At 46.3% G+C, this 12,362-nt stretch carries 8 protein-coding genes and 1 pseudogene; 6 read left to right on the top strand and 3 right to left on the bottom strand.

Translation table 11 applies throughout. The features are described from left to right. The first annotated feature begins 484 nt into the window (after positions 1-484). A complete protein-coding gene (locus GC093_RS05480; RefSeq protein ID WP_246313622.1) occupies positions 485-2,722 on the top strand; it encodes a helix-turn-helix transcriptional regulator in 2,238 nt (745 codons plus the stop codon). Here GC093_RS05480 and GC093_RS05475 read toward each other — a convergent pair. Further along, on the bottom strand, positions 2,695-4,962 hold the full coding sequence (locus GC093_RS05475) for a helix-turn-helix domain-containing protein (RefSeq protein ID WP_171650863.1): 2,268 nt from the start codon (positions 4,960-4,962) through the stop codon (positions 2,695-2,697). The two genes, GC093_RS05480 and GC093_RS05475, sit on opposite strands and share 28 nt — an antisense overlap. 224 nt (positions 4,963-5,186) lie before the next feature. On the opposite strand from GC093_RS05475, the gene GC093_RS05470 reads away from it, so the two are divergent. The 4 genes from GC093_RS05470 to GC093_RS05455 all read left to right on the top strand — a co-directional run bounded on the left by GC093_RS05470 (position 5,187) and on the right by GC093_RS05455 (position 9,993). Further along, a complete protein-coding gene (locus tag GC093_RS05470; RefSeq protein ID WP_171650917.1) occupies positions 5,187-6,134 on the top strand; it encodes an ABC transporter permease in 948 nt (315 codons plus the stop codon). Positions 6,135-6,183: 49 nt separating this feature from the next. Beyond that, the gene (locus GC093_RS05465) at positions 6,184-7,068 is read left to right on the top strand and encodes a carbohydrate ABC transporter permease (RefSeq protein ID WP_171650862.1); all 885 of its coding nucleotides are present in this window, start codon (positions 6,184-6,186) and stop codon (positions 7,066-7,068) included. A 79-nt stretch (positions 7,069-7,147) separates the two neighbouring features. Further along, on the top strand, positions 7,148-8,776 hold the full coding sequence (locus GC093_RS05460; RefSeq protein WP_171650861.1) for an extracellular solute-binding protein: 1,629 nt from the start codon (positions 7,148-7,150) through the stop codon (positions 8,774-8,776). A 206-nt stretch (positions 8,777-8,982) separates the two neighbouring features. Then, a complete protein-coding gene (locus tag GC093_RS05455; RefSeq protein WP_171650860.1) occupies positions 8,983-9,993 on the top strand; it encodes a ComEC/Rec2 family competence protein in 1,011 nt (336 codons plus the stop codon). A gap of 12 nt (positions 9,994-10,005) precedes the next feature. On the opposite strand, the pseudogene GC093_RS05450 reads toward GC093_RS05455, so the two are convergent. Further along, positions 10,006-10,107: pseudogene (locus GC093_RS05450) on the bottom strand (sigma factor); the annotation flags it as partial. Between the two features lie 108 nt (positions 10,108-10,215). Here GC093_RS05450 and GC093_RS05445 point away from each other — a divergent pair. Then, a complete protein-coding gene (locus GC093_RS05445) occupies positions 10,216-11,994 on the top strand; it encodes a sulfatase family protein (protein ID WP_171650859.1) in 1,779 nt (592 codons plus the stop codon). A 171-nt stretch (positions 11,995-12,165) separates the two neighbouring features. Here GC093_RS05445 and GC093_RS35450 read toward each other — a convergent pair. Continuing rightward, positions 12,166-12,362 (bottom strand): hypothetical protein (locus GC093_RS35450; protein ID WP_216624516.1); only part of this gene is annotated, 197 nt, incomplete at its 5' end.

Below are 12,362 nucleotides of genomic sequence, written 5' to 3'. Positions count from 1 at the left end.
GTTCGCCACTGACCTTTCATCTCAGCCACCACAGCCATTACGCCTTGCTATTCATGATATTTCTAGCTATCCATACTCCAGCAGCGCCTGCTTGTGCCAGACCTCTCGTGATTCCCGCACCATCGCCTCCGCAATATAAGCCCCTGATCTCAGTTCAACAATCAAGTGGATGTAGGGGTGCGTGTTGAGACAGGCCGGAAGGATTGCTGCAGAACGTTCGGACCTGAGTGCCGACTGACGTATTGAAAATAAATTTACCCTCATACAGATGCTCATTAATCTCTCTCATGACGACATCTGAAAAATATCCCCGTATTTCTGAACGATAATACCGCCGCTAGACAGAGCCACGCCGACCCTTCCGTTTAACTATCGAATTTTAAAGGTATTGTAAATGGGTTGATTGCCGCTTTCATGAACTGGTAGCATAGTAGGGAGCGACATCTGGACTTTAGCTGCCGAGGGAGGAATCACAGTGAGTCGCATGAAACTAAAGCGCAAGTCGCTCCTCTTACGAATCTTTCTGAGCTTTCTAGTGATCATAGGATTGCTCTCTACCTTTAATGTGATGCTGTTTTCATTTTTCCAGCAAAACCTCCGTGAGGAAATTATCCGGTCCAACCAACTCCTGCTGGATAAAGGAGCCGAGCGCTACAATGCTCATTTCGAGCGGCTTAAAGCAGTACTATTCCAAACCTATTATGATCAATCCATTATCAAATTCAATAAACAGCTTGTACCTTCCAATCGGGAGTCTATTAATTATTTATTTGTCGTTGATATTGTCCGAAAGCTGAAGGAAACCGCAAATAACCCGTTTTTTTACATGGAAAATTTGTTGGTACTATACCGTTCCGATCTGTTTATGGTCGACAAAGAGGGCAGCAGCAGCAAGATGGGATTGGATGGCGTCGTTTATTTTAATCCGCCATATACAGCATCTTATTGGGATGCCCAATTCGAATCAGTCAACAATTACCGGCTCCACCCGGTACAAAACTACCCCAAAGAACATGCTGTACTGGATATGAAAAGGATCATTCCGTTTTCATTGAAGCTCCAGGGAAGCAATTATGAGCTAATTGCTATGCTGGATGCGGATAAGATGGATCAAGCTTTTCTGGGGAACGTCCCTTTTTTGATCCAAACCGATCAGGGAGAAACGTTGTACAACTCGCTTTCCGCCAGTTCTATCGGGGAATTTCCTGCCTTTACCCAAGGGGAATCATGGAAGCTTTATCAAAACCAATACTTCTTTCAGCATGTAGATCCGCAGAACGGGCTTCGTTACACAATGGCTGTTCCTTACTCGAATATTGCGAATCAAATATCCAAGCTTCAGGTGACACAAACCGTTATACTGCTATTATCGATAGCCGTTGCGCTTGCTGTTTCCTACGGGCTCAGCAGACGCTTGCACTCCCCGGTTAAGCGCATCATCGCTTCGCTGAAGCTGCCTTATGAACATCATCCTCGAATGGAAACAGCCATTGAAGAATTTGATACGATTAGCAATCACATTGGCAAGCTGATCGAGGAACGGTCACAGGTTCATTACGAGCTGAGGAACAGCAAGTCATTGCTAACCAATTACAGCTATATCGCAAGATTAAAATCTTTGCATACCGGTATTTCCGAATGGCAGGATTTTCTTCAGTCCGAGGGTCCTTTTTTCCTTATCCTGTATCAATTGAATAATAGGAGCTTAGTCGCTATTGACGACGGGATTAAACGCTGGATTAGGGAATACGCAGAAATTGTGCTGTCCGAGCACGGGCACCGTGCCTATACCTTTCAAATCGAGAATAATCAAATCATCTCTGTTGTTTTCCGGCAGGATGGTCCTGAAGCGGTAAAAGATGCGCTGGAGCAGTTAAAGCACACATTGGACAGAGACCGGCAAACCTGTCTGGTTCACCTGGTGGTAAGCCCGCTGTTTGACCACTCCTCCAAGCTCCATCAAGCTTACGAGCAGGTGTCCGCAATGCTGCTCCAAGCTTGTCTGTTGGACGAGACGCAGATCATCACGAAGCACGACGACAGCGTCTCTTCCATGTTTGCCTTTCCTGCGGACCAAGAGCAAAATTTGTTGGCCCATATTGTAGCCGGAAACGATAAAGGCAGCCTGCACGCTATTCAAAGCATGCTCGATTGCATGGAAAAGAAGCAAGCAACGCTCGCTCAGTTCCGGCAGCTTGCATTCAGTTTCGGTTCACGTATGGTGAAAGCTATGGAGCATAGCGGAGTGGAAGCCTCCTTTCTAATGGAAGCCGAAATAGCCCTGAAGCGGTTTACTATTTGCTATACGGCTCAACAATTTAGAAGCTGCTGCGAGGATTTCATCCGTTTCTGTGTAGCCCAAATCCGCGCTAAGAAGGAAATCAAGGACGATGTGATTGGGTTCGTCTTGAAAACTATGGAAACCCGTTATTCCGAGGAGCTGTCATTGGATCAAATCGCTGATCAGCTCCATCTGTCGAGCGCCTACTTGTCCGTTTATATCAAGGAGAAAACCGGAGCGAATTATATTGAGCATATGAACCGGATACGCATCCGGAAGGCGAGAGAGCTGCTTACCGACTCAGAGCTCAGTGTTCGGATGATCGGTCAGCAGATCGGCTACCGGAACGTTACATCGTTCATTCGAATGTTTAAGAAGCTGACAGGGGAAACTCCAGGGGAGTTTCGGCGGTATCAGGCTTTTTCTTGCTCGAATAATTGATTTCGTCGAAACTCTCCCGGCGGCATGCCAGTCATTTTCTTGAACATCCGGATAAAGGAGGTCACGTTGCGGTAGCCGATCAGGGAGCTGATATCCTGCACACTCAGCTCGTTCAAGGCTAACAGCTCCTTCGCCTTGCGGATTCGGACGGCGTTAATATGCTCGCTGAAGTTGACTCCTGTCTTTTCTTTAATGTAAACGGACAAGTAGGCCACGGACATATTCAATTTATCAGCAAGCAAATCGAGCGATAAATCATCTGCGAACCGGTTCTCCACGTAGTCCATGACAAATGAGATTACGGAGTCCTGTCCGTCCTTTCTGGACTGGATGATTGCTGCACTGGTATGAAACAGCTGGTTATAAAATTGTTTGAACTGGCTGAGCGTGCAGCATTCCTGCATAAGCTCCGAGTGCAGCTGTTGCATGGAACCGTCCGCGTCAGCTCCGTAAGGCTCCAAAATTTTGACAACCCTCGCAATAATCCCTACTGCCAGCTGTCGCAATTGTTGAATACCTGCCTCTTTTTTATCAAATTGATCCAGCATACGCTCCATGAATGAAATGCAGAAGAGATGGTTGCCTGCTTGCAGATTCGCATACAATTCCTGCTCTTGCTGTACGGTAAGCACGACCTGGGCTGGCACATTCCGGAGCTCCCAAATGATTTGGTTTTCATCCGCCGGTCTGGCCCGTTGAGCCATTTTCAGGACCTCACGGTATGCAGTGTTAAAGCTAGCCGAATGTTCATACACAGGACTAATGGCAATAGTCACCAGGAAGAGAGCTTTATCTCGGTCCAATATCGTTTTCAGCTTCATCAACGCGCTGTCTAATTCCTCCTGCGCATCGTTGTCTCGAATCAGTGACAGTATTTGGTTGTTCTCGATTTGAAACGTTTGCGAGGAAGGCATGCATTCAGACATGACCAGATTGATGTATTCCTGAATGTAATACGCCATCCGGTCCGTTTCCATCCCCCTGTCCGCCACCTGCTTCGTTTTGAAATGGAGCTGAAACAGCACAATGAAGAACGGATCGTCCAATTCCGCAATATCCTTCCACTCGTTAATGCTAGATGTGATTGCCTTCAACTTATTGATATAGGCAAAGCTGGTCAGAAGCGACCGCTTGTCGAGCAAATCCTGATGAATGACCTCCTTCTCCTGCATCAAGTCGCGGATGTTTTGGTGAATCAGGTCGAATTCATGGATAGCGCTTTCAAGTTTGGCCGGATCCCGACGCAAAATAGAGGTAACCATTTGTTTGATCGGCCGATTGATTTTTCTGCTCAAGTATAACGAGGCCAGTATGCCAATCACAATAGATACCGCAAAGATCAGGAGCAGCGTCCAATTGGCGTTCCGTACCTTGGAAGCTATATTCGAATACGGTACAGCCGTCACATACGTGAGCGCGGCATCAGCATCCTTTTCAAAGAAAAAGTAATAATCGCCGGACAAGCTGTAGCCTATGTCTTTATCGAAAGCGACGATGTCACTTGCTGACAAATCTCCTGAACGGTACAGCAGCGTCCCGTCTTCGTGCAGGATCATAAATTGCCTGTTGTCCGATGTGCCGTAGAACGCTTCCTTCAACAAATTGGCGTCCAATAACGCAATCACCTGATAATTGGCCCCGGTCATCCGGAAGGAGTACGGGATAAGCTGAACATCCTTTGAATTATTCAGAGTAGATACTTTAAATCGGTTTTCCGAATGCAGCACATAATTGTCAGATCGGTGAAACTGCTCCTTCCAGAAGGCCAGCGGGTAGCTATCACTCGCGTAAAAATGGGTAAATAGCATCTCTGCTTCAACCGTTCCTTCTTTTTCAATAATAAGCGAGCGGGAATCGAAATAGATTAGCAGATTATTGAGGTAAAACATCGGATTGTACGCCTGTGAACGAAGATCCTTTAGAACATCGGATGCTTTATAAAACTCGATCTGGTTTTCGTCCTTCTTCAGCATCTGACGATTGAAGTAAACCACCTTTTCATTTGTATAGATATCAAACATCAGGGTTCGAATCCGTTCAAAATGGGTCTGATACCGTTCGGCTGTGTTCTTTAGCATTAAGCGGTTGTATTGGATGATTTCGTGCTGCACGAATTTGTTGAACAAATGAACGGACAGTAGATTAAATACGGAAAACAGCAAAATAATGGCAAGAAAGCTGAAAAATATTTTAAAGACTAATGTATGTCGGTTTAAGGCAGCCCATTTCAAGCGCAACATGCTCCTTTGGAAGGTTTAGCTTCATTATTTAGGTTTTCTCATTGTACCTTAAAGTACTTCCGGGGGACACTAAACCTTTTTTTAGAAAGTTATCTTTTTTTTAGCATGACAATGAGTTGGAAGGGAACATAAAAAGTGTAAATTTCATTTGCCGCCGTCCTCTGCTACGATCCGAAAAGAACAGAACGAAAGCAGGTGGGGAATTGTCGAAGCAGCAATCTTCAATGTCGGCAATTGCAGGAGTGAAGGCTGAAGTTATACCGAAGCGTCCTGCAGTGTTGAAACAAATCAGGAAAAATTGGGACTTATATGTACTCATTTTGCCGGTAATAGCGTTCTTTATTATTTTCGAGTACGTTCCCATGTACGGCGTGCAAATCGCTTTCAAAAATTTCATCGCTACAAAAGGCATCTGGGACAGCCCTTGGGTAGGGTTCAATCACTTTGAGCGTTTTTTCAAAAGCTTCTACTTTTGGCGGCTGCTCAAAAATACTCTTGGTATTGGGCTGTATCAGCTGCTTGTCGGATTTCCCGTGCCGATCATTCTCGCTCTTCTTATTAATGAGGTGCGCTCCAAAAAGTTCAGCCGGTTTATACAAACGATCACGTACGCGCCGCATTTCCTATCAACCGTCGTAATGGTGGGGATCATCTTCATTTTCCTGTCTCCGCAAACGGGGCTGTTGAATAACGTTATCGTTTGGCTTGGAGGAGAACCCGTTTCATTTATGACCGAGCCGGCATGGTTCAAAAGCATTTACGTCCTATCGGGCGTATGGCAGCAGATGGGCTGGAGCTCGATTATTTATCTCGCAGCCTTGACAGGAATTGATCCGCAGCTTCACGAAGCCGCGAGAGTGGATGGAGCGAGCCGCTGGCAGCGCGTTTGGCATATCAATTTGCCAGGCATAATGCCGACAATCACCATCCTGCTCATCCTAAATATGGGCTCCTTGCTTAGTGTGGGCTTCGAGAAGGTGTTCCTGATGCAGAATTCGCTGAATATGGCCGCTTCTGACATCATCTCAACCCACGTCTACCATAAAGGCATTATTGACGGACAGTATAGTTATTCCGCTGCCGTCGGACTGTTCAATTCTGTCGTTAACTTCATCCTGCTGGTGCTTGTGAATCGCATAGCCCGCAAAGTCAACGGCACCAGTTTATGGTGATATTTACGAGGCAAGCTTTCCTTAACGAAATTCCTTAGGAGATGAAAAAATGAATTTGCAAAGCACAAGTGAAAAGATATTTGACGCACTCGTTCACACGGTGTTAGCTCTTGTGTGCGTCATCGTATTGTACCCGCTGCTCTTTATCCTGGTCGCCTCCTTTAGCAGCCCGGAAGCAGTCATGCGCGGAGAAGTATGGCTTTGGCCGAAAGACATCACTTGGGTCGGCTACCTGAGAATATTTCAGAACAATGAGATTTTGAGCGGGTATCTGAACACGATTATGTATACGGTAGTAGGTACAGCCATCAATTTGGTTATGTCCGTTGCAGCGGCATATCCGCTTTCACGCAAAGACTTCTACGGACGCAATGTGATAGCAGCGATGATGGTATTTACGATGTTTTTCAGTGGCGGGATGATCCCGACCTACTTGCTGGTGAAAAATTTAGGGATGTTAAACTCAATGTGGGCGCTCATTATTCCGGGAGCTGTGTCGGTTTACAACATATTGATCATGCGTACTTTTTTCCAAAACGGCATTCCGTATGAAATGCAGGAAGCCGCATCGATTGACGGTTGCTCCAATATGAGTACGCTTATGCGGATCGTCCTTCCTCTATCGATGCCTATTATTGCCGTCATGATTTTGTTCTACAGCGTCGGTCATTGGAACGCTTATTTCAGCGCCCTCATTTATTTAACGGACCGTGATAAATATCCGCTGCAGCTGTTTTTACGCGAAATACTAATTCAAGGACAGATGCAGGAAATGCTTGGCGTCGGGGACGACACCCAGGCCAAAATCGTCATGGAGGGCGAGGCGATTAAGTACGCCGTCGTTATAGTAGCCAATTTGCCGATTTTGATGCTGTATCCTTTTTTGCAAAAATATTTCACCAAAGGCGTCATGATTGGAGCAGTCAAAGGGTGACTGGACTTAGCTAACCAAGGGGTGACACCCTTCTAGCCAATAGATACAATGGAACTACACTAAGGGAGGATATTCATCTATGAAAAGTAAACGTTTAGCATCCGCGACATTAGTCGTCGCGATGGCCGGAAGCCTTTTGGCGGCTTGCAGCAGTAATTCTGCAAATGATCCAAAAAGCTCTGAAGGTAAAAAGGAAGAAGTCTCCAACTTGAATAGGTCGGGCATGCCTATCGTCAAAGAGCCCGTTACGCTTACTTTCTTCACAGGGAAAGCGGCAACCAACGGCAACAATTTTGAGGAAACGACAGTATGGAAGGAATATGCGAAGCAATCGAATGTCAATGTTAAATTTCAACTGGTACCATTCGACAATTTGACAGAAAAGCGTAATCTTGCTTTAGCGGGGGGCGATTATCCCGACGCGTTCTATTCCGCCCGTGTGCCTGCTTCCGATTTGATGAAATACGGTGCGCAAGGAACCTTCGTCAAGCTGAACGATTACATCGATAAGTACGCCCCTAACTTTAAGAAGCTGATGGACAAATATCCTGACTTGAAAAAAGGACTGATGATGCCGGATGGCAACATCTACTCGTTTCCGTCCTTCTATAGCCCTGACTTCTTGCCAATGCTGATCGGATCTCCGTTGTGGGTCAAGCAAGAATGGCTGAATAAGCTTAATATGAAGGAGCCGGTAACGACCGAGGAGTTCTACCAATATTTGAAGGCGGTCAAGGCAAACGACTTGAATGGAAACGGTCAGGCGGATGAAATTCCTTATGCCGGCGAGGGCATCAATCCATTGATCGAACAAATCAGGGGCGCATGGGGCTTCGGCAACCGTGGCTTGGGACATAAATTCGTCGATGTTGATCCGAAAACGAACGAGCTTCGTTTCTTCCGAACTGATGCCAAATATAAAGAAGTTATCGAATACGTGCGCAAGCTTTATACAGAAGGCCTGATTGATAAAGAAATTTTCACGGTTAAAACGAGTGCTTTGTATGCCAAAGGGCAGAAGGGTGTTTTTGGCTCCACCATTAACCCGAATCCAATGACCCAAATGAATCAGCCGGGCTACATTGGTCTGGGTGCTCTGAAAGGGCCTACCGGTGAACAGCTCTTTACGCAAGTAAAAGTGCCTGTTGTATGGCCCGGAGCGTTTGTCATTACTAATAAAAATAAAAATATTGAAGCGACTATCCGCTGGATTGACCATTTCTACGGTGACGAAGGAGCTACATTCTATTTCATGGGTCTCGAAGGTCAAACGTACCGCAAGGCAGCAGACGGTAAGCTCGAATTCGTGGATGATATTATGAAGAACCCGAACGGCTTGACCATGGATCAGGCATTAGCTAAACATATTACTTGGTTGGGCGGCAGCTATCCCGGCTATGTGCAGGAGAAATATTTCAAAGGATCGGAATCGCTACCTGAGTCTATGGCAGTCGGCAAAAAAGCGGAGCCGTTCAAACTGAAGGAGCTTTGGAACAACTTCAACTTTACGGAAGAAGAAACCGAGTTCAGATCTACAGTCGGCACAGATATCCATACTTATATCGGCGAGATGGAAGCTAAATTCATTACAGGCGCCCAACCTATGTCCGATTGGGACAAATACACGGCAGATGTAAAGAAATTGGGCGTAGATGAGTACATGAAAGGTTATAAGAAAGCCTACGAACGTTATAAAAACAGCAAATAAGCTGGGTTATGCAACGAATTTACAGGAGGATGCAGGCAAGTTCTGCCCTCCTGTCTTAATATCAAAATTTATTAGTTTTCAGCTAAGCTGAATAATTCTGATATTGCAAGAAAAGCATCCAATAAGGCACGAATGTATCTTCGTCGAAAGGGCTTCGATAAGAAGCTTTCTTATTATTTATGCACAGAAAGGGGGATGACGACAGGATGTACATCAAACATTGGGCCGCCGTCGCTGCAAAAGGATGGCGCATCACCGCTGCCCTTTCTCTGCTGCTCATGCTCGCAGCATGTTCGGAAAAGCCGTTGCAAACGAAGCCTGCCGTAGGAGGGCCTGACCCGGTACCACCGAAAGCGGCAGTCGTACAGACGGAGCAGCTGTTTGACAAGCAGGCGTACAAGGGCCAGCTGACCATTCGCTACTTTCACTTGGCAGGGAAGGACTTGACCGGAGACAGCTTCCTCATTACAACGCCTGACGGTAAAACGATGCTGGTTGATGCAGGCTTGCCGGAGGTCGGGCAGCAGGTGGTAGACTATTTGAATAAGCTCGGGATCGATACTTTGGACATTGCATTAAACACGCATCCGCATATCGACCATATCGGCGGCTTTGCCACCGTTGCTAAGGAAAAGCAAATAAATACATTTTACATGGTTAACTTGCCGTACACAAAATCATCCGCTTATAACAATGCCATTGCTCCGCTTGATGCGAAGCAGGTACCAAAGAAAACGCTAGAGGAAGGCGACGTGTTTCAACTAGGTAATGATGTCCGGTTTGAAGTGCTCAGTCCGCCTAAGGGGGAACTGCCCGATTCCGTGAAAACATTCTCAGCCCAAGAAATCAACGATTATTCGATGGTGCTCCGAATGACCTACGGCGACCGTACGTTTCTGTTTACGGCCGACATTTACAAGCATCGTGAAACCGAGCTGACTTCCTCTAAATGGAAGGAAAAGCTGAAATCCGATATGATGGACATTCCCCATCACGGCAGCGAAACGACATCCTCGTCGGAAGCGTTTCTGCAAGCCGTGTCACCGCAGATCGTCATCATGAGCCAAAACAATTTTCAAAGCCCGAACTTGAAGGAACGGCTTGAGAAAAAAGGAGTAAAGGTTTATTCAACAGGACTGCATGGTAACATTTTACTTCATTCGGACGGAAAAACTATTGAGGTGGATACGGAAAAACGGCAAAAACCCGCTCAATGAGCGGGTTTTTTACAACCGCAGGAATACTTCCTGTGCTAAATCCTCAGCCGCTGCCTCGACTCGAACTAAAGCAATCAGCTTGCGTCGAACCGTGGGATAATGGGTGTAAAATATTGGTTGAAATAATTCGCGATTTTTGTATCATTTCCTGAAAGACTTCTCTTTTAATGAGCTGCTACATAATCTAGGGGTAAATATTCACTAAGCTGGGATGTGTATACCATGATTACTAACGGACCTCTTTCGCACCAACGTGAAAAACCTAATTTTCTTGTAATTTTGGTAGATGAAGAGCGATACCCTCCTATGTATGAAAACAAGGAAATCAAAGAATGGCGCCGACAAAATCTCGTGACGCAGGAGCTTTTGAGATCCTCGAGCATCGAATTCCACAGGCATTATATTGGCAGTGCCGCCTGCTGTCCAAGTCGAGCCACGATGTTCACGGGCCATTACCCATCGCTCCATGGCGTCAGCCAGACGAATGGAATCGCCAAGGGAGCCTTCGACTCCGATATGTTCTGGCTAGGCAGAAGTACGGTGCCTACAATGGGGAATTATTTTCGCGAAGCCGGGTACCAAACGTACTATATAGGGAAATGGCATATATCGTATGAGGACATTATTATTCCCGGTACGCATCAAAGCGTCCTTAGCTATCATCCCCAAACCGGTGTACCTGACAGAAAACAAGAAGATCTGTACCTGAACGCCGATCCGCTGGACAGCTTCGGGTTTTCCAGCTGGATTGGTCCAGAGCCCCATGGAAAAAATCCGCGAAACTCCGCTTCTTCCGCTGCTTTCGGGGTAAGCGGCAGAGATGTCGTCTACGCCTCAGAAGCGGTTGGACTCATCGAAGCCCTCGATCAGGAGAAAGCCATCAACAACGATGCGAAGCCGTGGCTCGTTGTAGACGTGAACCCGCATGATATTGTTTTATATGGGGCGCTCACCGCGCATCTTCCTATGTTTAATTTTGATGTGGAGCCTATGCTTCAGGTCGCTCCCCCACCTACAATAAATGAACCCTTAGATACCAAGCCCCGTTGTCAAGCAAGCTATCAGCACATATATCCCAGAGCATTGCAGCCCATCATCGACCAGCAGCATTACCGCAAGCTTTACTATCAGCTGCAAAAAAATGCCGACCAGCAAATGCTTAAGGTTTTCGAAGCCCTTACCCGCTCTTCCTTCTATGATAATACAATTGTTATTTTCACATCGGATCATGGGGATCTGCTCGGCGCTCATGGCCATCTTCACCAAAAATGGTACTGCGCTTACGAGGAAATGCTGCATGTTCCTTTTCTCATTCATAATAAGAAGCTTTTCCCGGAACGAAATCATTTTAACACACTTACAAGCCACGTCGATTTGCTACCCACCATGCTAGGACTCGCCAATGCCGATGTAGCAGACATTCAAAGCCGCTTACAAAGTAAATTCAGTGAAGTTTATCCCTTGGTTGGACGCGACCTTTCCCCTTACCTCTTAGGGCCGAACAAATACGATCCCGTTGAAGAACCGATTTATTTTATGATTGACGATGATGTTACGCGAGGCCAGCACCAGATCAATCCTTTGGGAGAGCCCTACCCCTCCGTTGTACAGCCAAATCACATTGAAACCGTTATCTCCAGCATACAAGGGAATACCACGAAAGAACTGTGGAAGTACTCCCGTTATTTTGATAACGATCAATTCTGGACCCATCCGGGAAAAAAAGATGTCACCGTCCAAACAATGGGGGTGCCTCCGGCAGGAATACAATCCTCACTATATGCTGCGAATTGCGTCACATCCGTTAAAACCCAGCCTGTCCCCGATGAATATGAGCTGTATAATTTGACCGATGATCCACTCGAAACCCGCAACCTCGCACATCCCGCTTATGCCTCGGAGCAATCGGGAATTATTCAAGAGCAGATGGCTTCATTACTCAAGGAACAGCGGCGGCTAAAAAGATTGGTTAGTCCGAATACAACGACATCCCAGCGCTGAATATCACAGTCTCTTACGACGAAAGCACCGATAAGAGTAGGTAAATTGCCTTTCTTATCGGTGCTTCCGTTGTAAGCTGCCTCCTCTTGCTTGCCGCTATTATTGGAATATGTCAAATCCTCCCCTGAAAACACAATGGAATAGCTAGGTTCTAGGTTCAGCCTGTTATCGTTACCATTGCGCCGCGGCTAAGTAAATCCTTAAATCACCACCGCGTGATGCTGTGGATTGGATGCTTCTTAGCCAAAAACGCTCCATCTCCTGAGGAGACGAAGCGTTTCTGGAACAAACATTACATTTATTCCATCCCTTTTCCTTTTCCGTTGTCTTGGCTCTGTCCATTGTCTTTGCCTTGCTCTGGGCTTTGT

This window comes from Paenibacillus foliorum (genome assembly GCF_013141765.1).
GTDB classification, from domain to species: Bacteria; Bacillota; Bacilli; order Paenibacillales; family NBRC-103111; genus Paenibacillus_S; species Paenibacillus_S foliorum.
This window is presented reverse-complemented; position numbering and strand designations above follow the sequence as displayed.